This is a genomic window from Pontibacter locisalis (genome assembly GCF_042684605.1).
Taxonomy (GTDB): domain Bacteria; phylum Bacteroidota; class Bacteroidia; order Cytophagales; family Hymenobacteraceae; genus Pontibacter; species Pontibacter locisalis.
This window is the reverse complement of sequence record NZ_JBHULU010000002.1, coordinates 118,365-141,814: the sequence shown is the minus strand read 5'-3', so window position 1 is coordinate 141,814 and position 23,450 is coordinate 118,365. Positions and strand designations below refer to the sequence as shown.

Annotated in this window: 15 protein-coding genes; 6 read left to right on the top strand and 9 right to left on the bottom strand. The window is 47.1% G+C overall.

The features are described from left to right. Window positions 1–12: 12 nt before the first annotated feature. Complete coding sequence (locus tag ACFSRY_RS01645; protein ID WP_377502770.1) at window positions 13–729, top strand: hypothetical protein; 717 nt, start codon at window positions 13–15, stop codon at window positions 727–729. Window positions 730–791: 62 nt separating this feature from the next. Here the strand turns inward: ACFSRY_RS01645 and ACFSRY_RS01640 are convergent, their stop codons facing one another. Next, the gene (locus ACFSRY_RS01640) at window positions 792–3,410 is read right to left on the bottom strand and encodes a zinc-dependent metalloprotease (RefSeq protein WP_377502768.1); all 2,619 of its coding nucleotides are present in this window, start codon (window positions 3,408–3,410) and stop codon (window positions 792–794) included. Between the two features lie 859 nt (window positions 3,411–4,269). Further along, window positions 4,270–6,405: an elongation factor G gene (locus ACFSRY_RS01635; protein ID WP_377502766.1), complete on the bottom strand. Its 2,136-nt coding sequence runs from the start codon at window positions 6,403–6,405 to the stop codon at window positions 4,270–4,272. A gap of 294 nt (window positions 6,406–6,699) precedes the next feature. Here ACFSRY_RS01635 and ACFSRY_RS01630 point away from each other — a divergent pair, with 294 nt between their 5' ends. Further along, the gene (locus ACFSRY_RS01630; protein ID WP_377502763.1) at window positions 6,700–7,962 is read left to right on the top strand and encodes a cysteine desulfurase-like protein; all 1,263 of its coding nucleotides are present in this window, start codon (window positions 6,700–6,702) and stop codon (window positions 7,960–7,962) included. Window positions 7,963–8,062: 100 nt separating this feature from the next. Here the strand turns inward: ACFSRY_RS01630 and ACFSRY_RS01625 are convergent, their stop codons facing one another. The 4 genes from ACFSRY_RS01625 to ACFSRY_RS01610 all read right to left on the bottom strand — a co-directional run bounded on the left by ACFSRY_RS01625 (window position 8,063) and on the right by ACFSRY_RS01610 (window position 13,410). After that, window positions 8,063–8,422 (bottom strand): endonuclease domain-containing protein, encoded by a 360-nt coding sequence (locus tag ACFSRY_RS01625; RefSeq protein ID WP_377502761.1) that lies wholly within the window; start codon window positions 8,420–8,422, stop codon window positions 8,063–8,065. Between the two features lie 171 nt (window positions 8,423–8,593). Beyond that, entirely contained in the window at window positions 8,594–10,111 is a 1,518-nt protein-coding gene (locus ACFSRY_RS01620; protein WP_377502759.1) for a SpoVR family protein, read from the bottom strand. A gap of 87 nt (window positions 10,112–10,198) precedes the next feature. Next, entirely contained in the window at window positions 10,199–11,470 is a 1,272-nt protein-coding gene (locus ACFSRY_RS01615) for a YeaH/YhbH family protein (protein ID WP_377502757.1), read from the bottom strand. An 11-nt stretch (window positions 11,471–11,481) separates the two neighbouring features. Further along, window positions 11,482–13,410 (bottom strand): PrkA family serine protein kinase, encoded by a 1,929-nt coding sequence (locus ACFSRY_RS01610; RefSeq protein ID WP_377502754.1) that lies wholly within the window; start codon window positions 13,408–13,410, stop codon window positions 11,482–11,484. A 760-nt stretch (window positions 13,411–14,170) separates the two neighbouring features. On the opposite strand from ACFSRY_RS01610, the gene ACFSRY_RS01605 reads away from it, so the two are divergent. From ACFSRY_RS01605 to ACFSRY_RS01595, 3 genes are all read left to right on the top strand, one after another. Continuing rightward, the gene (locus ACFSRY_RS01605) at window positions 14,171–14,605 is read left to right on the top strand and encodes a hypothetical protein (protein WP_377502752.1); all 435 of its coding nucleotides are present in this window, start codon (window positions 14,171–14,173) and stop codon (window positions 14,603–14,605) included. A 325-nt stretch (window positions 14,606–14,930) separates the two neighbouring features. Continuing rightward, on the top strand, window positions 14,931–15,395 hold the full coding sequence (locus tag ACFSRY_RS01600) for a LexA family protein (RefSeq protein WP_377502750.1): 465 nt from the start codon (window positions 14,931–14,933) through the stop codon (window positions 15,393–15,395). After that, the gene (locus ACFSRY_RS01595) at window positions 15,392–16,663 is read left to right on the top strand and encodes a Y-family DNA polymerase (RefSeq protein WP_377502747.1); all 1,272 of its coding nucleotides are present in this window, start codon (window positions 15,392–15,394) and stop codon (window positions 16,661–16,663) included. Before ACFSRY_RS01600 ends, ACFSRY_RS01595 begins: the two co-directional genes overlap by 4 nt. Before the next feature lie 109 nt (window positions 16,664–16,772). On the opposite strand, the gene ACFSRY_RS01590 is transcribed toward ACFSRY_RS01595, so the two are convergent. Both ACFSRY_RS01590 and ACFSRY_RS01585 read right to left on the bottom strand, forming a co-directional pair. Then, the gene (locus ACFSRY_RS01590; protein WP_377502745.1) at window positions 16,773–17,375 is read right to left on the bottom strand and encodes a hypothetical protein; all 603 of its coding nucleotides are present in this window, start codon (window positions 17,373–17,375) and stop codon (window positions 16,773–16,775) included. Between the two features lie 167 nt (window positions 17,376–17,542). Next, window positions 17,543–21,892, bottom strand: coding sequence for a T9SS type A sorting domain-containing protein (locus ACFSRY_RS01585; RefSeq protein ID WP_377502743.1), 4,350 nt, complete (start codon window positions 21,890–21,892; stop codon window positions 17,543–17,545). Between the two features lie 524 nt (window positions 21,893–22,416). Here ACFSRY_RS01585 and ACFSRY_RS01580 point away from each other — a divergent pair. Then, complete coding sequence (locus tag ACFSRY_RS01580; RefSeq protein ID WP_377502741.1) at window positions 22,417–22,746, top strand: hypothetical protein; 330 nt, start codon at window positions 22,417–22,419, stop codon at window positions 22,744–22,746. A 23-nt stretch (window positions 22,747–22,769) separates the two neighbouring features. Here ACFSRY_RS01580 and yjjX read toward each other — a convergent pair whose 3' ends face one another. Continuing rightward, entirely contained in the window at window positions 22,770–23,336 is a 567-nt protein-coding gene (gene yjjX / locus ACFSRY_RS01575) for an inosine/xanthosine triphosphatase (RefSeq protein WP_377502739.1), read from the bottom strand. Window positions 23,337–23,450: the final 114 nt, after the last annotated feature.

Below are 23,450 nucleotides of genomic sequence, written 5' to 3'. Positions count from 1 at the left end.
ATCCTAAACTGCATGAAGAAAATGCTTCTCCCCATTTTGTTGCTGTTAATGGGCAAAACTGCTTTTGCCCAACAGGATGCTCCTTTAAAAGGGCCGGAAGTAACACTGCATTTCTCAGCGTTAAGCTTTGGGCCAGGCCAGGACCTTAAAAAGCAGATGCGGAAAGATGGTTTTGGGTGGGAGTCTACTGCTGCGGGCTTTTTTGGCAGTGGGAAGAACCCTACCCGAAACGAGGGTGCTATTCAATTGGGAGTAAGACTGCCGGTGAAGGAAAAATACAAAGTAAAAGGCCTCTTTAACCATAGAGAAAGCGAAGTTGTTGGTAACGCAGCTCTGTTCGAACCCTTAACCGTAAATGCAAAGGTGACTACAGTTGCTGGGTTAGGTTATCTTCCTGTTAAATCAACGCATTTTAGAGCGGGGGCTGGTCCGGCTTTTCATTTTGTAAACGGACCTGTATGGTATGGTGAACAAAAGCAGGATGCAAAGAGGTATGCTAAGCCAGGGTTTGTGCTGGAAACTGGTTTTATTACCCCGGCTAACAGTAAGTTTTTTATGGACCTACAGGCACAGTATTTCTATGTAGGAAAGGTTGACTTTGGAAGTTATACTTTCAGCACTACCGGTTATGATGGGGAGCAGGTGTCTCTCACCACTAATTTTACCAATACCCGCCTCAGTAACTTTTCCTTTAGCATAGGAGCCGGATATAGATTTAACAGGGGATGATAAAAATAAAGAACGCTGCCTGTCTTCTGAGCAGCGTTCTTCTTTTATATGTCGGTTATAATTTAACCTTTCTTTGCCTCAAGGGCGATATCGATCTTATACTTCAGGTGATCGCGGTGAGCACGGGTAGCGGCATCACCGGCATTGGCACTACTACGGATCATGCTCTGAATTGCTTTCAGCTGGCTGAAGGCTGCTGATTTTGATACGTGGTCATAGCTCTCTTTTCCTTCCACAATGGCTGCCAACCGATCCACATACTCCTGCTGCAGGTTCTGGCGCATCGTATTCACTGATTTACCTAAGTCTGCTTTAAAGATAGCTCCGGTAAGGTCCGTAGCGAAGTTGTGCAGGTTGTAATCATTGCCGTAAAGCTGCGTGTTCGTAATACGCTCCCACACGTTCTTGTGCATCAGCTGGTTCAGCAGGTCCTGGTGAATCATGAGCACGCGGGCATGGATCTGCGGATCCTCGTTGCGGCCAAAATGGTCGAAGCCACGGCGCTGCGTTTGCAGGTAAGCATAAAGACCATCCGGCACATTAAAGGCATCCGGAGAAAAGCCCAGATTGGCTATCGCTTTCATAGCACGCTTCTGTTCGGCAGCCGGAACCGGGGTAAACGGCTGGGTAGCTCCCTCCTGCTTGTTAAAGGCACGGTCTACGTAAACTCCACCAATGTAGCGGCTGATTACGCGAAGGCTGTTGGCATGCTCGCCGGTTAACACTAGGTATGCGTTTCGCAATTCGTGGTAAGACTGATCATCGGTGATCAGCTTTTTCTTAAGTGTAGGATACGCTTTCTTAACCAGCTCCACACGCTCAATGGCATAGCCCACTGCGTCACCAGACATATCACCAATCATCACCCGCGGGTCTATACCTTTACCCGGAGAGCGCATGTCGTCGGCATCGTTACCGAAGGTAAGTGCAGGTTCGGTTGAGCGGGCAAGAATGGTACGTAACTTGCCCTCATCTACCGGAGCATAGCCGTATTCAATCGCCCACAGGTCATAAGGACCAGGCGTGGTGGTATAGTATAGTCCCTGTTTCTCTTTGTCAGCACTAAGGTTAAGGGAAGGATAATCCATTACCGAGCCGGTCAGGCCAAGCTGCTCGGCTTTGGCGCGGTTGTGAATGTCTTTGTGGTGTATCATCTGGCTGGACTTCATGTTATGGTTCAGGCCCAGTGTATGACCAACCTCGTGCAGCACCAGGTAGTAAAGCGACTGCTTGATCATGTCATCTTTATCTACCTCAATGGCAGAAGATCCTTCCAGGGCATCCAGCACCTGTGCGCCGAACATATTGTTCAGGTGCAGTTTACTGCCCAGGTTACAGAAGTGCCTGTTGTCCACCAGTTCTGTATCAGCTTCTTCCAGGCCAAGGGCGGCGGTACTGAAGATTCGGCCCGACTGCAGGCGGTTTGTTACGAACACATACTCCAGCATAATGTCGGCACCCAGAATCTGGCCTGTGCGTGGGTTTACAAAGCTTGGGCCATAGCCACCAAAAGGAGGTATAGGCGAGGAAGTCCAGCGAAGTACGTTATAGCGCATGTCACTAGCATCCCAGTCGGCATCGTCGGGTTGCTCTTTTACAACCACGGCATTTTTAAAACCGGCTTTCTCAAAGGCTTTGTTCCACTGCAGCAGGGCCGCTTTTATGGTTGGGCGGAATTCATGAGGTGTTGTATTCTCTATCCACCAGGTTATAGGCTCTACAGGCTCTGAGAGCGCAGCGTTAGGATCTTTTTTTACCAGGTGCCAGCGGTGGATCAGGTCGCGGTAAGGTGTAGCCGCAGGACTTGTCATGTCGGTTACCTGGTCGGTAAAGTAGCCTACGCGCGGATCATCCAGGCGGGGCTTATAGTCGTTCTTCGGCATCTCAATCAGGCTGTGCTGAATTTTCACGCTCACGTTACGGCTGTCGGTTACGGCACTAGACCCATAACGCACCGGGTAGGGATTCTCGAAAACGTACTCCACTACAATATCGGTGTTTTCAGGGTAATTGTGGATAGCCGCTGTTTTGGTTTTCTCCTTGCTCAGCTTACCCAGGTCAAACGACTGGCCGGGCTTGCTGTTTGGGTTAGGCGAAGGTTTTACCTGTCCCAATACCTCACCCAGGAAAATATCGTCCGCCTTAATCAAGAAGGCAGTGTTGTCGTCGTTCACCGCTTCTATTTTCTGACTGGCCAGGATCGGGCGGTTAATGTTAGCAGCTTCTGCCCGCTTCAGAGCATTTTTATCATCGAAATAGAAGGAAGTGTTCTCCCCTACCAGCTCCAGCCGGTCGAAGTAGCGTCGCACCGAGAAGACTCCATTCGCGCCATAGGCACCCCGAAAATAACCGGCATCCAGCACCCCATCCGTTACGTGGTTGAAGTAGATGTACTCCTTGTCTACCTGATCGTTACGAACCAGCAGGTAAGCTGTGCCACTGGTTGTATCCTGGTACATGGTGAAGAGCCCCGGGTAGGCCTTACATTTCTTGACAACCTCAGATAACTTTTTAGGTCCCTCCTTTTTATCGGCAGGAGCAGTTGCTGCCTCTGTAGGGGCTTCCTTCTTATCTTTTTTCTTGTCTTTTCGCTTTTGCGCATTTGCATCGCTTAGTGGTACTGCCACCAGGCAGGCTGCCAGGGCGGCATAACACAGGCCGGTTTTAAATGGTACAGTCATACTTTAACAGGTTGAAGTGGTTTAACTTTGATTGGATTAAGATTTATATGCAGTTTGGGTCAGCGTGCCGTTAGCTTATTGTGACAGTTCCGTTAATCAGAATTCAGAAAGAACATAACAGCCCTTTCCTCCTGATAGAGGGTGGCTGAACGAAGAGCAAGAATTAAAAAAAGGATGTTACTAATATATTATAAGACTTTTCAACAAGAGGGTATACGAAAAAGGCAGAAAAGGTTGTGCTAAATAGTCTGACAGCTACAGCTTTAACTTTTATTTAACTTATTAAATGCTACCTGTATAGCTACGGTCTCTTATACTATGTAATATTACGATTGCCTGTGAAACAACTTTTACGCCTGCTCTTGTCTTTTTCAAGGGTCCCTACCCACAGGAAGGGAGCCTGCTACTGCTCAAGTGGAGGCAGGAGTTTCATAGCGCAGGTGTAAATCATCCCCCTACCCCCTTCAAAGGGGGACTTTCTGCTTTACTCCTTCTCTTTCCTTGCCAGTAGGAATAGCAGTAGCTATCGAACTGATCCCAGTCCTTGGGTTGAGCGCCTTGTAGCTGTTGCGGTGCCCGAAAGGGCAGCCTGCAGGCGCAGCCGATGGCAGCTTCAGATACACCGCGCGATGCCGAAGGACGAGGCCTCCCGGCCTAGAGGGAGCCAAAGCAAGAAATGAAACGTTAGGCAATTGAGACTGAGGATGAAACGGACTAACAAGAAAAGCAGAAATCTCAATTCGAGTTTAAGGAGTATCAAGCACATAGCCAGTTACAGCTAGTACTGAGAAAATAGACACCCATTAAACAAAAAGCCCTCCCCTAAAACAGAGGAAGGCTTGAACAATCTAATATGTTTCTAATGCATCTCTGCAAGCTCGGTTTTGCCATACTCTTCGCTAACACGTTTCTGCAGGTCAGCAGGCACAGGAGCGTATTCGGAGAAGTGGCTGCGTACGATGGCCCTTCCCTGGCTCAGGTTACGCAAAGACGCTAGCATCTTGTCAAGTTCTGCCAGCGGCACTTTAGCCTTGATCACCTGGTGGTCACTTTCCATTTCCATGGTTGTGATAATGCCTCTGCGAATCTGCAGTTCCGTCATTACATCCCCGAGCAGCGAAGTTGGCACCAACACCTCCACTTCGTACACAGGTTCCAGCAACTGGGGCTCCGCCTGCAAAAAGGCATCTTTGAAAGCCATCATTCCGGCAATTTTAAAAGAAATGTCATTGCTGTCTACGGGGTGCATTTTACCATCAAACACGCTCACCTGCACATCGCGTACATAAGAACCTGTAAGCGGCCCCTGTTCCATTTTTTCCATCACTCCTTTCAGGATAGAAGGCAGAAAACGGGCATCTATTACGCCACCCACAATGCAATTGTTAAACACCAGCTTACCGCCCCAGGGCAGGTCTATGGTTTCAGTACCCCGAATTGGATATTCTTTCAGCGGCGGCATGCCTTCGTAGTAAGGCTCCACCTTCATGGATACTTCCCCGAACTGACCAGAGCCACCAGACTGCTTTTTGTGGCGATAGCTGGAGGTAACTGCCCGCTGGATGGTTTCCCTGTACGGTATCTTTACCGGTTGCAGCTCTACCTGCATCTTATACACATGCTCCAGTCGCCACTTAGTTACCATTAAGTGCAACTCGCCTTGAGTGGCGATAATAAGTTGCCGCAGTTCCTGGTCATACGTCACTTCTACAGTAGGATCCTCTACATGGATCTCCTGGAGTACCTCTCCCAGCTTCTCCTCGTCCTGCTTGTTTGCAGCCGTAATGGCCATCCGTAGTTTAGGGTCTGGAAATTGGATCGGCTCGATATTACCTGTAGCTCCTTTCCCATTTAAAGTGTGATGGGTATAGGTGTTTCTTAGCTTTAGGGTACAACCAATATCACCTGCTTTCAGGCTATCAACCGGGTTACGGTTCTTGCCATCAGCAATGAACAGCTGCCCGATCCGCTCTGTGGTGCCTGTTTTTTCATTCTGCAGTTCCATGCCCACGTTTACTTCCCCGGCCATCACTTTAAAAAAGGACAAACGGCCCAGGCGAGGCTCTACCAAGGTTTTAAATATAAAAAGGCGGGTAGGCGCACTTGGATCACATGGTACCTCCTGCCCTTCTTCGGTATGCTCAGCAGGCATTTCAATAGCAGATGGGGCCACGTTATCTATAAAGCCCATCATACGACCGGAGCCCATGTCTTTCTTCCCGGAGAGGCAGAATACCGGGAACACTTCATGTTTCATCATGCCTATCTTAAGACCCTGCCGCATTTCATCTTCATCAAGTGTTCCCTTCTCAAAATACTTCTCCATCAGATCCTCATCATTCTCTGCAGCTTTTTCTACCAGTTCGTTGTGTAGCTCATTGGCTCGCTCCTTTTCGCTGTCAGGGATCGGTAATTTCTCAGGTTTGCCACCATCTTCCGGAAACCTATACATTACCATCTTCAGCAGGTCAATGATGCTGTCGAAGCCCAGGCCAGCATTTAGGGGGTACTGCATTACCGTAACTGCCGAGCCAAAGTATGCCTTTGCTTCCTCAATAGTCTGTTTAAAGTTAGCCCTGCCGGAATCCAGTTGGTTAACAGCCAGGATGGTAGGTTTCTGGTACCGGTCTACATAATTCCAAAGCAGTTCTGTACCTACTTCCACGCCGTTTTGTGCATTGAGCAAGAGCACGGCCGTGTCACACACCCTGATGGAAGAGATCACTTCGCCAATGAAGTCGTCTAAACCGGGCGTATCCATGATATTGATCTTGTAGTCGCGCCATTCGGTGTGCAGGCTGGTTGCATACACGGAGCTTCCCCGCTCATGCTCCACCTCGTGGTAGTCGGAGATCGTGCTGTTTTCCTCTACCGTGCCACGTCGGTTGATGATCCCTGCTTCATAAAGCATGGTTTCGGCGAGGGTGGTCTTGCCGCTTTTTGCAGGGCCTATCAGCGCTACGTTCTTGATGTGTTTTTCGTCATACGTCTTCATATGGGCAGAATCTGGTTGTTTTTCAGAAAGAAGGGGTAAAACGGAGGCATAATCGCTACAACCTGTGCCTCAGGGCTCTACATTATTACTTATGCGAGACAAAACAAAAAAAGGTTCTTTCTGATATAAAAAAAATGCTACACATCATTTACTAAAGTGCGCATCTTTATTTTGCTTCTCAGGAGAAGTTAATTCGGTTTGGAAAAATCTTTTATCTTGCCTGTTACAAAGCTTAGCGTAAGCGAGAGTGGTCGCGCCAGAGCAGGTGCGATAGCGGTGATTTTTTAGCTAAACATGAACCTTAAAAAGCAGTCCATGAGCCAGTTTTCAATACAGCAGTTGCGTGCAGCGTTCCCAGCATTAAGAGAAACAGATAACAAGAAGCCGTACATCTTTTTTGATGGTCCTGGTGGTACGCAGATGGCACAGCAGGCTATTGATGGAATGATAGGTTACATCACGGATGGAATGGCTAACTTGCACGGGGCCTTCCCGACCAGCGTAAAAACGGATGCGTTGCTGCTGGACGGCCGAGCGGCAGTGGCAGACCTGCTCAACTGCTTGCCGGAAGAGGTTGCCTTCGGACAGAACATGACCTCACTGGCTTTTTCCATTGCCAGAAGCTTAGGGCAGTTTATTACAGGGGCAGATGAAGTTGTGGTAACCGAACTGGACCACCGCGCTAACGTGGACCCCTGGGTGACACTCGCCAATGATAAGGATGCAGGTGTAAAATTTATAAAAGTAAGTCCTGAGACATACACCCTGGAGCTGGACAAGCTGGAAGAGATCATCACGGAGAACACAAGACTGGTAGCGGTTGGCATGTCCTCGAACGTAACCGGTACGGTAACAGATATTACCCGTATCATTGCCAGGGCCAAAGAAGTAAATGCAATTGTGGTGATAGACGCCGTTCATGCTGTTCCGCACCTTACAATGGACTTTAAGAAACTCGGCTGCGATGTGCTGCTGTGCTCCGCCTACAAGTTTTTTGGTCCGCACATAGGAATTGCTGCAATAGCGGCTTCCTTGTTTGAGAAGCTACCTGTGTACAAGCTAAAGCCAGCCCCGCAGGAGATACCCGATAAGCTTGAAACCGGCACTCAGAACCACGAAGCCATAGCAGGCCTGATCGGGGCGATAGCCTTCATCGAGAGCCAGGGAGAAGGCACTACCCGAAGGGAGCGTATAGTATCCGGTATGCAGCACATTGAGGAACATGAACTGCAACTGGGAGAGCGCATTGAAAGCTTTTTAAGAAGCATACCTGAGGTAAACCTTTACCGCGCCCCGGCAGGCACACCCAAAACACCAACCTTTGCCTTTACCCTGAACCAGGTGAATGCCCGCGAGGTTACCAGCTGGTTTGCCGAGCGCTATAACATGTGCATTGCCGACGGCCACTTTTATGCCTCCACCATGGCTGATAAGCTGGGCGTAAACCCGATGGGCGGCTGGATAAGAATCGGACTCGCTCCTTATAACACTAAGGAGGAAGTAGAGCTGTTCGAGCAGGGGCTGCAGGAGTTTATTTCAGAGCGGGTAAGGAAGTAGACGAAGAGTTAGTCATTCTGCAATACCGGGTCCAACCACCCCTGCCCCTCCTTATCCAAGGAGGGGAGCTTTACTTACTGATTAGCAATTGTAGTTTTAGCTACTTGTTACTAAAGCTATCCTTAATCTCTTGGAGTACGTTTTCCAACTTATCAAATACCTCTTTGTTTTCAAAACGGAGTACGCGGATGTTTAGCTTTCTAAGATACTGATCACGTTCCAGATCAGCATACTCTGCAATTATATTATTGTGCACCTGCCCATCCAACTCAATGGCTAGCTGTTCAGAAGGGCAGTAGAAATCAAGGATGTAATTAGCTATGCTGTGTTGGCGCCTGAATTTTCTCTCTCCTAATCTTCCACCTTTCAGGTGTCTCCAGAGCTCTGCCTCTGCAGGTGTCATGCTGCTGCGCAACTCCTGCCGATTGGTTTTTAAGTATTTCCTATTATGTAAAGCCATTCTTACACCAGTATGAAAGCAAGATTATTGTTTAGGAATGCTAAACGTAAAACAGCTAAAGAAGTAAGGCTTGCTCCCCTCCTTGGATAAGGAGGGGCAGGGGTGGTTGGACCCGGTAAAGCATGCTCCCATCAAGAGCTAGCAAAGCGTGTATAAGAAAAACATCCCCTCCTACTTCATCTCAAAAGTACTCTCATTAATCCCCAGCTTGTTTTTAGAATGAAGCTCTACCGGGAAACCCCACAAATAACGAATATGCTCCAAGGTAGACTTGGCACTGTCGGAGTCCAGGCGGCGGTCTTTCTGGATATAATGGGTCAGGTATAGCTTACTTGTTCTATGGAGATCCACTTTTGTGACCTGTATGTTTGGCACATGATTGGAACGGTCATACTGGTTGCTTAAATGCTCGCGTACTTTCCGGTAACCCCGCTCGTTGTGGATGGCCCCGATTTCAAACTCATCATCGTCTTCATCATCCACGATAGTAAATAGCTTCATGTCGCGGATTACCTTTGGAGACAGGTACTGGAGGATAAAGCTGTCGTCGCGGAAGTTCTCCATTACATAGTGGACCTGCTCTAGCCAGTCTTTCCCGATCAGACCAGGGAACCACTGCCTGTCTTCCTCCGTCGGATTCTGGCAGATGCGCTTAATGTCCATAAATATATTAAAGCCCAGGGTATAGGGGTTCAGGCCTGAATAAAATTTACTGTTATACTCGGGTTGGTACAGCACACCGCTGTGGCTCTTGATAAATTCCAGCATAAAACCATCATTGATGTATCCTTCGTCGAACATCTTATTGATGATGTGGTAATGCGTAAAAGTGGCAAAGCCCTCATTCATCACCTTGGTGGCGCCTTGCGGGTAGAAGTACTGTGATACTTTTCGAACGATACGAATAATTTCCCTCTTCCAGGCAGGCAGGGCCGGGGCATACTTCTCTATAAAGTACAGAACATTTTCTTCCGGCTCTTTCGGGAATTTGTACTCCTCTCCTGCTGTCACCGGTTCCGGAAGCTCTTCCAGTTTAGGTAAGGTCCTCCATATTTCGTTATAGTTCTCTCTTTTGATAAGGGTCAGTTTCTTCAGTCGCTCATTCTCTTCCTTAGCAGATATTTTTGACGGCTTTTTATACTTGTCAACGCCATGGTTCATCAGGGCATGAGCAGCATCTAATATGCGCTCCACCTCCTCTTCGCCATACTCTTCTTCACATTTAAGAATAAAATTGCGGGCGAAAACCATGTAGTCCACAATAGACTCAGCATCCGTCCAATCCAGGAACATGTAGTTGTTGGCAAAAAAGGCATTGTGGCCCTGGCAGGCGTGCGCGATCACCAGCAACATCATACAGGTGGAGTTATTCTCCATGTTATAGCTGATGCAGGGGTTGGAGTTGATCACCAGCTCGTAGGAAAGGCCCATACGACCCTTTGTATAATTGTTCTGGTTGAGCACGAAATCTTTACCAAATTTCCAGTGCGGATAGGAAGTCGGCAACCCGGTCAGGGCATAGGCATCCAGCATCTGTTCCGACGTTACGATCTCGATCTGGTTCGGGTAAGTCTTTAATTTGAGGTATTCCCTTCCAATTTTGCTGATCACCTCATCCGCCGCCTCCAGTGTTTCATAATCCCAGTTCGGATTACAAAACATTGCTCTGTATTTATCTTTATCGTTCATGGGTGTGCTCCCTTTATTTTCAGCATGCAAGGCAAATGGTATGCTCCGCCTTTTTGCAAACCTGTTATTAAATCATGGTTCAGATGATCAGGACTCCACCATGTCTTTCCGCTTCTGGAAAAGTCCCTGGAAAACGGGCCAGATCTCGAACACTTCATACACATGCCTGATCGAGAACTCATCATCGTTACTGATTCTTCTGTAGGCCTGCCATAAGTCACTCTCCCTTTCCCTGTTACTGATCTCGATGTAGGCCATGTACTGGATCTCTGGCAGGATCGTCTCCTGCAACAGGTTCTTACATTCCATGGCATCTTGTTTCGACCACACATCGCCGTCTGAGGCCTGACAGCAGTACACGTTCCAGGTCTCATCGTAGCGTTCCCGCCTGATCTTATCCATCAGTTTAAGGGATGGCGCCACCACTGTACCACCGCTTTCGCGGGAGTTGAAGAACTCTTCCTCGCTTACCTCCTTGGCTTCGGTGTGGTGCCGGATAAACACAAGCTCTACATTTTTATACTGCCTGGTCAGGAAGATGTACAGGAGCGTAAAGAACCTTTTGGCGACATCTTTTTCATGCATGCCCATAGAGGCAGACACGTCCATGATGCAGAACATCACAGCAGATGTTACCGGTATAGGCACACGCTCAAAGTTATTGTAGCGCAGGTCAATGTCCTCGAAGAAAGGAATGGTAGTAGCCTGCCTCCTCACTTTCTCAATTTCCACTTCCAGTGCAGCCCTTTCTGCCGGCTTTTTTATGCCAGCCAACTGCTCCTCGAGTGCCTGTAGCTTTTTATCAAACACACCCTTTAAAGCTAACCGGCGCCCCAGTGACTGCTGATAACTGGTTTTGATGTTCAGGCGTGAGGGAACACTGTCTTTGGTGTAGCCGGCCCTCCTCATTTCAAAGTTCTCCGTGCTGTCCATCAGCTTCTTCACCATGTTGGGGAGTGCGAGGTCGTCGAAAAAATACTTTAAGAACTCCTCCCGCGATAGCACCACGGTAAAATCATCTTCCGTAACCTCCGGGCTGTTTGACCCTTTTCCCCTGCCCCTGCCTTTGCCGCCGCCCTCCTTGGGTTTTGGCACACGGTCGCCTTCGTTAAACCGGTCGTTACCCGGCTTAACGATGTATTTTTTACCTGACCTTGGGTCGTGCCGTAAGTTTGGCTCATCGAGTCCGCGCACAGGCACTTTCACGCTGCCCCCCGACTTGCTGTCGGTTATACTTTCCTGGCTGATGATATCGGGTATGGCCTTTTTGATCTGGCTCTCCACCCGCTTCAGAAACTTCTGCCGGTTGCCGGTAGACTTCCCTTTATCATTCTTTCTTCTATCAATGATATGGCTCATGTACTTTCCTCCTATGCCATGGTCTTTCGAACCCGCATAAACCAATCCACCAGTATTCTTATCTGCTTGTCGGTATAGCCTCTTTCCCTCATCCTTCTGGTGAAGTCTTTGTGCTTTTTCTCGTCTTCTTTGTTAGACTTGGCATTAAAGGACACCACTGGCAGCAGATCTTCTGTGTTGGTGAAAATCTTCTTCTCGATCACGTTCTTGATCTTTTCATAAGAATCCCAGCGTGGGTTCTCTCCACCATGATTCGCTTTATAACGTAACGTGAAGTTGGTTACCTCAGAGCGGAAATCCTTAGGATTAGCGATACCTGCCGGCTTCTCGATCTTCTCCAGCTCAGCATTCAGAATGCTCCTGTCGAAAATCTCACCTGAATCCGGATCACGGTAGTCGTTGTTCTGAATCCAGTGGTCGGCATAGATCACATATTTCTCAAAAATATTCTGTCCGTAAGAGCTGTAGGATTCTATGTAAGCCTTCTGAATCTCATCGGCGATAAACTCGGCATACTTGCTGGCCAGCACCGACTTGACCAGGTGCAGGTACTTGGATTCTGTTTCCGGCGGAAGCATCATTTTGATTACCTCCTGCTCCAGTACATACAACAGGTGCACCGGATTGGCAGCAATCTCTTCGCTATCGAAGTTGAATACCTTGGAAAGTATTTTAAAGGCAAACCGGGTAGAAATGCCCTGCATACCTTCGTTGATGCCGGCATCGTCGCGGTACTCCTGTATGGATTTGGCATTCGGGTCAGTTTCCTTCAATGTTTCGCCGTTGTACACCCGCATCTTAGAATAGATGCTGGAGTTTTCCGGCTCCTTCAGCCGTGACATCACAGAGAATTCTGCCAGCAGCTCAATGGTTTTAGGAGCACAGGGGGCGCTTTTAAGAGAGCTTTCCCGGATGAGCTTTTCATAAATCTTGATCTCTTCGCTCACGCGCAGGCAGTAAGGCACCTGCACCTTGTAGATACGGTCCAAAAAGGCTTCATTCTTCTTGTCGTTCAGGAATTTTGCCCACTCCGATTCGTTTGAGTGCGCCAGGATGATACCATCGAAAGGAATAGCGCCGATTGGCTCGGTACCTTTATAGTTCTTCTCCTGTGTGGCAGTGAGCAGTGGGTTCAGCACCTTGATCGGGGCTTTGAACATCTCCACAAACTCAAGCAGGCCCTGGTTTGCCAGGCACAGACCGCCGGTATAAGAATAGGCATCCGGATCGCTTTGCTGGTACTCGGCCAGCTTACGGATATCCACCTTACCTACCAGCGTAGAAATATCCTGGTTGTTCTCATCGCCTGGCTCTGTTTTGGAAATAGCGATCTGCTCCTGTATGGAAGGGTACAATCGAATTACTTTGAAGCGATTTATATCGCCATCGAACTCACGCAGCCTTTTAGAGGCCCACGGACTCATACAGCCAGGCACATAGCGGGAAGGAATGTTGTACTCCTCTTCCAGTTCCTCGGTATAGTCGGCAAACAGCCCCAGCGGACTCTCAAACACCGGACTTACCTGGTCGTCAGCCTTCAGCACATAAATAGGGTTCTGCTGCATCAGGTGCTTCAGCTTTTCGGCTAAAGAACTCTTTCCTCCGCCCACAGGTCCCATCAGGTAGAGGATCTGTTTCTTTTCCTCCAGCCCCTGCGCCGAATGCCTGAAATAAGACACAATCTGTTCTATGGTACTTTCCATACCATAGAAATCTTTGAAGGCCGGATAAATTTTGATCTTCTTATTGGAGAAGATCCTGCTTAGCACCGGGTCCTGTCGGGTGTCCAGAATTTCCGGTTCCCCGATAGCGTCGAGAATCCTTTCTGCAGGTTTCGCATACACATTCGGGTCTTTCTTACATTCCTCGAGATAGGCAGCTACTGTCATCTCATTCATTGAGGCACTGTAATTTGTCTTGATCTTTTCTAAAATGTTCATATTGGGTGTGTCTTTATAACATAATCAGAATCATTTTATATGTAGAGCCAAGCAGTATCTCAAATACCTTATCTGGAGCCCGGGGTACTGCTAAGCAACTAACTTACCATAGGAATGAGGTTTTATTTGGGTGTTTAATTGATTGTTCTTTTCTAACTAACAGAAAAACAGCAGTTTTCTTGTGTTATACTTGCTTAACAGGCGCATGCGCCTGATGTTTCTGTTTGACTGTTCAATTGGCATCTTTTAGTAGCAGTTTGCCGCACTTAAGTCTACAGCAGCTAATACAAAGCGCCTTTCAATGCCAGGGCATAGGTGTAAGGCTCTTTCGGGATGCCATTACATACAGCCTATGTTACTGAATACGTATTATTTCGCATTCCGCCGTTTCTCCTGAACGCGATCTTGAAACATCACGCTACTTTACAGGAGAGGATTTATACTTGAAACAGTAAGCTGATATTTTAAATTCAAAATAAGTAATATTTTATAATACAAACTTTATACGTGATTTATCCTATTTAAGGTGAAAGGTATTTTATCTTCAGTGATTACAATGCAATATTTTAGCTAAACTCCTTCTGAAAATGTGGATCGCTTTCTTATAACAACAGCCGAACACCAATTTTCATTCGCTCAGAGCACGATAGAAGAACTCGCTCCTTTCCATCTGCTACTTTGTTTTTGATGGTTATTATAGGGGTACCTTAATCTATTAATTCCTATATTTACACCCGACAACATCAACTACGTCATACTTATGTATACAGGATTACAGCATTTACACTCGTACCTTTCTTACCTGGTACTTTTAGGACTTGTTATCAGCTTTATTGTAGGTTTAGCTGGTATGTTTGGGAGCAAACCCTTCTCAGACAAAGACAGAAAACTAAGTCTGCTTGGCCTGATCCCAACGCACCTGCAGTGGGTGATTGGAGTAATTTTATACTTTGTTTCGCCGCTTGGTGCCGATAGCATCTCCGGTGCAGCTATGAAAGACTCTGTTACCAGGCTTTATATTCTGGAGCACCCGCTTACCATGATTATTGCTGTTATACTGATCACAATTGGCTATGCCCGTGCAAAGCGCTCGATCGGAGAAAACAGAGGCTTTAAGAACATCGCCATCTTTTACGGACTTGGCTTGCTACTTATCCTGATCCGTATTCCGTGGAATGCCTGGCCAGGTAACTAAGAGAAAAAAATAAGGAAAAGCCTTTCGATAAACCGGGAGGCATTTTTTATGTCCGTAGCTCTCCCGGATGCTTGCCTGGTCAGGATCTCAGGGTTGTTTTTATGCCGGGCCCGGCGAAATCTGAGTGCACTGAATCAAGAGAACAACAACAGGTAAAAATGAGGATAAGCTACAGCCAGTAAGGGAAATAGGCCTCCCAGTACTCCAATCAACAGAAGCATATCCACAAAGCTATGTGAATAAATAAAACTAATATATTTAGCTTTTATTATTCTTTTATCCGTATTTGCTAATTATAATAGCAAAATAAAACTAAAGCAGCTATATGTACAGCACAAAAGTAATTCCTATTCACTCGCGGCTTTTAGAAACTTATAGCATAGCAGACCTGCCTGGCATAGAATTACCCATTTACGCTTCCTATATCTCGGCAGGCTTCCCCTCTCCTGCCGACGATTACCTCGAGGACAAGATAGATCTGAGCAAGTACCTTATCCAGAACCCGACCTCTACTTTTATGATGAAAGTGAAGGGAAATTCTATGATGGATGCCAACATAAACGATGGTGATCTGCTGGTAATCGACAAGGCATTAAAACCCACAGATGGTTACCCTGTGGTATGTTTCCTGGACGGTGAGTTTACTGTAAAGACGTTTAAAATGATCGAAGGCAAGGCCTTCCTGGTGCCAGCTAACCCCTCCTATAAACCTATCGAGGTAACAAATGAGATGGATATGCGGGTGTGGGGCGTGGTAGTGTGGGTGCTGCATAAACCGGTAAAGCAATGAAGACACTCTACGCCCTCTGCGACTGCAATAACTTCTACGCTTCCTGCGAGCGGGTATTTAACCCAACACTGAACGGCAAGCCCGTGGTGGTGCTCTCCAACAACGATGGCTGCGTAATAGCCAGGAGCAACGAAGCCAAGGAGCTGGGAATACCCATGGGCGAGCCTTTCTTCAAGATCCGCACACTGGCAGAGACCGGGCAGGTGCATGTGTTCTCGTCCAACTATGTACTCTATGGAGATATGTCAGACAGGGTGATGCAGACACTGGCACAGTTTACACCTCACGTGGAAGTATACTCTATTGATGAATGCTTCCTGGACCTGGGCAACTTCTATAATAAAGACCTGTTCGCTTACGCCTGGGATATTAAGCAGACCGTGTGGCGCTGGACGGGTATACCTGTCAGCCTGGGTGTGGCCCCCACCAAGGCGCTTGCCAAAGTTGCCAACAGACTGGCCAAAAAATCGGAAAAAGCGAAGGGCGTACTGGTGCTTACAGAGCCATACCATATTCAAAAAGCACTGGAAAAAACCAGGATAGAAGACGTGTGGGGCATTGGCGGACGATATGCTAAGTTCCTGAAAAAGCACCAGGTATTCACTGCCCTGGATTTCACTAAACTTTCTGAAAACTGGGTCCGGAAACACATGACAGTGGTAGGTGTAAGGCTGTTGAAGGAGCTTCGGGGAGAGTCCTGCCTGGAGCTGGAAGAGGTAGCCCCTCCTAAGAAAGGCATCTGCACTTCCAGGGGCTTCGGGAAGCGGGTCAGTTCTTTTGATGAAGTGGAGGAGGCAACAGCGTCTTATGCTGCTAAATGCGCCCGGAAGTTAAGGGCGCAGAAGAGCTGCGCCAGGCTTATCACTGTTTTTGTAATGACCAACCCTTTCTCTGAAAACGAGAGACAGTACCACAACAGCAAAACAATTTGCATGCCTGTTGCTACGAACTCTGACCTGGAACTGGTCCATTACGCCAATCTCGCTCTGAAGGCCATCTACAAAGACGGGTACATCTATAAAAAATCAGGCGTAATCGTTACGGATATCATTCCTGAAAACCAGGTGCAGCTCGGTCTGCTGGATACCGTGGACAGGGAAAAGCACCGGAAGCTGATGACCGTAGTTGATGGCCTCACCGACAGATTTGGCAGAAGCAAAGTAAAAATAGCCACCCAGGGCACTGACAATGCATGGCAATTGAAAAGCGAATACAAATCACCCTGCTATACAACCCGGATCAAGGACCTGCAGACAGTCTATGTATAGGAAAAGAGAGGGTACCACACTTAAACGTTATACACCTTGTTTAACCCGGCAATGGTTATCTGCCAACCTTTCTACTTCTTTATTTTTGCCTGCAGCGCTTCGTGGTTCTTTATTGCTTTGATTTCTCCATCGGAGGGGAGATCATGATATGAGCACCATGGGTGCCAGGATACATAATCCAGGGCATGGCCGGTCCCTCTGGCTTAAGGGGTAAACCAGTACTTTCGGCGGTAGCATAAGGTATGTAAACCACATAGCGCAGGTACCCGTCCTTCACTTCCCCTGTTGCCGGATTAAAGTTATCATCAGAAGCGGTATACACGAACAGCGTTGTGGGCTGCTCCGGCATCTTAAGCTTGCCACTTTTAACCTCTGCTTCGCGTGTATCGAATACTTCTTTTGTACTTTTACCCTGCTTCTTCAGCTCACGGCCCCGCGCCATGAAGGGTTCTAAGTCTTTGTGGTAGCAGGCAGCGGAAAATCCTTCCTGGTTTGGATCATCAGCGAGGCAAACCATTTCATTTGTACCTTTCCGCAGCAGTACCAGTTCCCCCTTCTGATCATAACCATACACAGCAGCACCCTCACGTTTTTCAGTTGGAGCAGCCAGCTCAGCAGCTTTCATCTGAACTTCTGCTGCAGGAACATTTGTCTGTCCCTGAGCGCTGAGTGCTACCAGAAAAAGGAAGGAAGCTGTAAGTATCTTTTTCATGCCAGTAAAGATTTAGTGAGTATTACGTGTATACGCATCCAGATCCTGAAAAGCACTGAAGCACCTATATTTTAGTCAAACAACAGGAAACCTTCGGGAATGGCAAAAAAAGGCAGAACCAGATCCTGGTTCTGCCTTTTAACTGTAATTGCCTGGATAAGCTTTCTTTATCTTGTCTTGATAACTTTGATGGCAGTATTTACGCCTGCTCCTGTTACCTTAAGCACATACACCCCGTCGCTGATTGTTGGAAGCGGAAGTGTTACAGTGGTTAACCCGGATGCTAACGCAACAGTAGTTTGACAAACAACACGCCCTTGCAGGTTGATCAACTGTACTGCTGCTTCACCAGATTCTGCTGCTGTAATTTCAACATTCAGGTTAGAAGTAAAAGGATTAGGGTAAGCCAGGAGCGTTACTCCGGTGCTTGTCACTCCTTTGCTGTTAAGTGAAATAACTCTGCTGTAGCTTTCCTTTCCATTGGTGTCTACCTGGTAGAGGCGATAATAAGCGAGCCCGGAAAGTGGCTTTGAATCAGGGTAGGTATACTTTTTCTTCAGGCTGCTCGCACTGCCCTCCTGAATGCTGCCGATTCTCTCGAAGACTTTACCATCGCTGCTGCGCTCAATATCAAACCTAACATTGCCGGCAACAGTGGCAGTCGTCCACTCCAGAAGTGGTTTACCTTTATCCAGTTTCGCAGTAAAATACAACAGGTCTACTGGCAGAGGTCCAGTGGTGGCCCCTGTACCATAAAAGCGCAGCGTTACAGGCAGCCTTGTCGGGAAACCGTTGCCGTCAACTAGATCAACCGTAAATGTATAGGTGCCCGGAACCAGTGCTACAGGGTCATCCACAGTAATAACACCGGTAAATCGATTTATAACAGTGCCCGATGGCAACACCTGGCCAGGAACCAAAGTCGCACTAACAACACCATTGTCCTGATCCTGCGGCACAGCCAGCACCTCCCCTGCTACATACTCATCAACATACTTCGCCTGGCGGGTCTCATAGTATGCCGGGCAGTTAACGGTGACACTTACACTGGAAGTGCTTGTGGTTGTACTTCCGCCACAGCTTGATGTTACGGTCCAGGTAAAGGTATAAGTACCCGACGAAAGACCTGATACAGTAGTGGTTGCGCTGCCAGGGGAAGCAATTACCACGTTTGCACCTGTCGTGTGCAGTGTGCTGCTTAACTTCCAGACTCCTGTTCCGCCTTGTGGTGGCGTATTTCCCTGTAAGGTTACAGTAACATTCTCACCGCAAAGAAGCGTGGAAGAAGCAGAGGCCGTAGAAACGGCTCCACCGATTACTTCTATGGTTACTTCATCTAATAATCTAAAATCATTTTCACAGGTACTCCCTACTGCTCTTACAGCCACATAATAGTCTGCAATACCTGCTGTTGCAAGCGGATATGTTGTTATCGTTATTTGTCCGCCATTACCAGCAACAAGGTCACTTACGGCTGTGTTGTCGCCGCTTCGTTTAAGCTGGTAAGTATAACCCAATTGCGTAGAAGACACCACCACAGACGCTGTAGCATTAATACACACTGTCTGGTATTCAGGTGTAACAGTTGCTGTGAGAACAGGACCGTTTATCGTAACCGTAAATGCTGGATTGGTAACTGTTATACCACAGGCGGTAGCATTATCAGTAACACGTACATTAAATGTTTCCGTGACTGACACAAAGCCTGTAGAAACAGAAATGCTTCCGTTGGTAACTCCCTGCACAGGAGCTCCGACTAAGTCTCCGTTGCTATTCACAAGTTGATACAAATAGGCACTGTTCGTTCCTGAGAGCATGGCTGTAAACGTATTCGGGCAGCTTGAGCTGATGCTGGTCGGCATGAACGCTAAACCAGTATCAACAGGTAAAGGGTTTACAGTTACAATGGTGCTACCGCTCATGGCAGAGGAGCAGCCGCTGCCAATTTTCATACCCACTACAGTTAAGGTAGTAGAGGCGAAAAGAGCATCTGTTGTAAGTACAATGGAACCGCCGGTACCCATCACAGAGCTACCTGTCTGCACACTTCCGTTCATGATGTTGTAGAAAACGTTAGCCTCTGAATAAGGCATGGTAATCTGTACTGTTTCGCCACTGCAGATGGAAACATTGTTTGTGCCAATGTTATACCTGAGCGGAGCTTTACAGATAACAGTGGTACTTACAGGACGGCTAGGGCAAGTGAAGCCACCTGTTCTGTAAGAAGCTGTTACCGCAGACCCAGGATATACATCAAATGCACTCACACCACTTACTCTCCAGTTGCCATAGGCATCTGTCTGCACTTCAGGATAAGCTCTGCCGTCTACGGTTACTGTAATATAGTACTGGTTTGTAGCTGTGCTGGCAAGGGCAGTACCCGTTACAGCAGTTTGTCCTTCTGTAACGGTATTTATAGTTACTGTGCCTGTTGGCTCTGCCGAAGACACAACAGTATTGGAAGCAGGACTAAGCATCTTATCCACTGCTTTTGCTCTGGCTGTTATCTGAACCCCTGGTGCTATGCCGCCACCGGAAAGAGAAGACAAATCTACTGCCCAGTCGCCGCTTATCGTTACGGTGCCCTTTCTGCCGGTAGCCACCCCGTTCGCATAAATTTCTATCACCGTACCTGCCTGCTCTGTGGAGGTACCTGTGATGTAGGAAACGATGCCACAGTATGGTCCAACATTTATAACAGGAGCAGCTGTAACAGGCGTTACTACCAGGAAATTAGATGCACTTGATAGAATAGACCCGCAATCGGTACTCGTTACCGTTGACCTAACTGTAATTAAATCCCCTGAGGTGAGATTCAAGCTACTGATATTTACGGTCCAGTTAAAGGGACTGGTTGAGTTTACAGACTGAGCGGGAATACTTGTCTGAACACCATCCACTAAAACGACAACCTGAAGGCCCGTGGTAAAGGCGGACATTGTGCCGGAGATAGTACTTATTGTGGCAGGTACATAAGCCGTAGTGCCACCAGTACTGATAGATGAGCCATCCTTCAGGTTAACCTGTGTGATGGTAGGAACATAGCTGTTTAAAGTGCCACTCAATCCGCTCTTGTAACACACCTGGTTTGATTTGATAGACTCACATCCTCCCTGTGGTGTGATGGTTGCCGTATAAAGACCAGTATTCTGGGTTTTGTCTTTTGTTTCGAAAGACAAATACCAGGAAAAAGGTGAAGTGGTACCCGCTGCAGGAGTAAACTCCATCTCAGTTAGGGCAACAGTGTTGTTAGAACTGTGGTAAATTTTAATAGTCTGTGGACCATTGAAGGTAGTAGTTCCTGAAATACCTTTTATACCCCCTGCATCATTATATATACCGGTAATAACCGGAGGAGCTACGGTAACACACATTCCTTGCAGCACAATCACCTTATTTGAAAGGCCAGATGTGTCCTTATTTGAAGGAGTTACTGTTGCCGTGATGACATCATCTACCAGCAAAGTACCTGGGGCTACCCCTGTCAATATCCAGGTGCCATCAGGTTTCACAACCGTTTCTCCAAGGTATACCGGAGTGGCAATTCCATTCACTATTCTTGTGCGGTATACTTTGATAACAGAACCCGCTAGCTCTACTGAGGTTCCGGATACAGAGGTATTTGTTGTGTAGATGGGATCATTAACAATCGGAGGTACAGCGGTAAGCTTTGGGAATTCTCCGGTTTGTATGCCATCCAGGGTAGTAGGTGGGAAAGCAGTTATAATGTCGAACCAGGCTTTGAAGGGATCAAATCCATAATCCCTGAAGTTTAACCCGGCAACATCCGATATGGTGCCTGATAAGCCACTCTGTGCACTGGAAATAGTTACAGCCGACATACGCAGGGGTGTAGAAGTGGTAATTCCACCTTGAAAAGCAGCCAACGGTACATAAAAGTCATAAAAATAATCTATATCCCCTCCTGCTCTGGAGGCTGCCACCGATTTCTGGGAATATTGATCGGTAGAACCGCTGAAAATTATTTGCTGACCCGTAGCAGAATGCTTGATGATCTGTACACCAAAGTTAGATGCCAGTACAACTTCATATTCGAAGCCCGGGTTAGGCGCACCACCCGGAAACTGCCCGTCTGTATCAATGAGTACACTGTATCCTTTTGAAGCAGAAGACTGCCCTCCCAGCCTCATACGGTACATAAAGTTTTTACCGTCGAAGTAAGTTGCGGCAGGCGACCCTGTATTGATGCTGGATTCAGAAGGAGCAAAGTCGGTATGTCCTCCAATAGTACCTGTATTCAGGTCACCGAGCACCTCATTGCTCATTGCCGGGAAATAGCGATAAGGAATCTCGCTGTAAGCGGCTCCTTCGTCTTCTTTTGATGTAAATCCGGCTGAGGTTTTAGAGACATAGCCATCCCCGTTTGGGTCTAAGATGGCTTGCCCCCCGTTGTTGGCTTGCTTTGTGATTAATCCTGGTGTTTGTGCCATTGCTTGGGAGAGGCACACAATGACCAGAAAGACCAACAAAGTTGTTCTTGTGTAAAGTGTTTTCATATAAGGGTGGTATAGGAGCTGTAAAAGTTTTTTGGTACGTATTTACACTTAGATCATGACTAAATATTTACATTTTAAATAAATAAATTTAAATTGCACTTTTTAAACTATTAATTGATAGCTATATTTATTCAATACCTTTCTGTCAAGGCTGCCAAATATACACCCTTTCTGCTTGATATAAAGGCTTTTCCAGTATTTTTCGTTCAAAAGCTTAAACAATGATAATAAATATATATGAATTTAAAAATAATAATAAACAAATATTGTACAACCTTTACATTTGGGTAATAACAACCTCTTCCACTGCCTGAATGCTATTTAAACAGCACCTTATAACCGTCTTGAAATGTCTAAAAATTAATAACTATGATCTTCCCGAATGAGGTAGCTGATACTTTAGCAGAAAAAATGTATTTGGTTTAGCAGCATGTGTTGCTGCTGGACAGGCATTCGGCCTAGATCAGAACTACTCTACCACCGCAACGTTGTAACACAATATTACTTTACATAATAAAACCACTATGGATAACAAAGAATCTGAAAGCTGGGATGAGGAAAGATACCTGGAGTTAAATATGTATTTTAAGGTAAAAATACAGGGCATGGTGGACGGAGACCCTTACATTCAGAAATTGCTACGACAGGATAAAGGACTGGAACTACAAGACCTGGTTGAGAGAATGTCTGATCATGACCAGCAGCTGTGGGAGGAGTTCATATATTTAGACAGGATAAAGCTACACATGGACATGAGAAACCATTTGGAAGGGCGTGGCACTCCTTATAAACCCGGCCATGGCTTCAGCAGCGGCTCGGCCGGAGACAGAGAGGACCCTCAACAGCCTTGGTAGAGGCTTACATCTACTCAATCCACCTACTGTGAGGCCTGGCAATACAAAGCTTCATTTTTGAAAGGGACGAGTGCAAGCACAACTGCCTGCTCGTAAAGCTCTTTTCTATCCAAAACATTGTCTGTCAGGATACCGATGGCACCACCAGCTTGCTTGGAATTGTTCCGGCTAAATATCATATCGTCGGCAGTACCAAGTTCTATCCCCTGCTCTACAAGCTCACGAACCGCACGAGGAAGAAAAAAAGCACCGGAACGCGCCTTTCCCACCATACTCTGGTTACGCACTACAATCCATGCAAACGCAGCTAATTCCCCTTGCAAGGATTCCACACCACCTTCCAAACCAACCCAATAGTCAGCATCCGGATGAGCTTCAAAGGCATTGTTTACCCTGTTCAAAGCCCCCTGCATGGTTTCCTTGTCTGTCATTGGTTGGTCAGACACACCGGAAGGCACTGAGATGGGTTTAACAGTGAAATGCAGGTTTGGGAACATGCGCTGCAGCCCCTCAGCAGCAGCACTTACTTTTACCGGGTTCTTAGATGCGACAACTACGGTAAGTGGTTTATCCATTATTTGCTGATCCATTTTACAAGGATACAAAATTTATGTATCAGAAGTATCTATTCAACAGGTGTAGCTATGTAAGCAGAGAAGGACCACTGATCCAGTGGTCCTTCTCTGCTTACATAGGAATAAGAA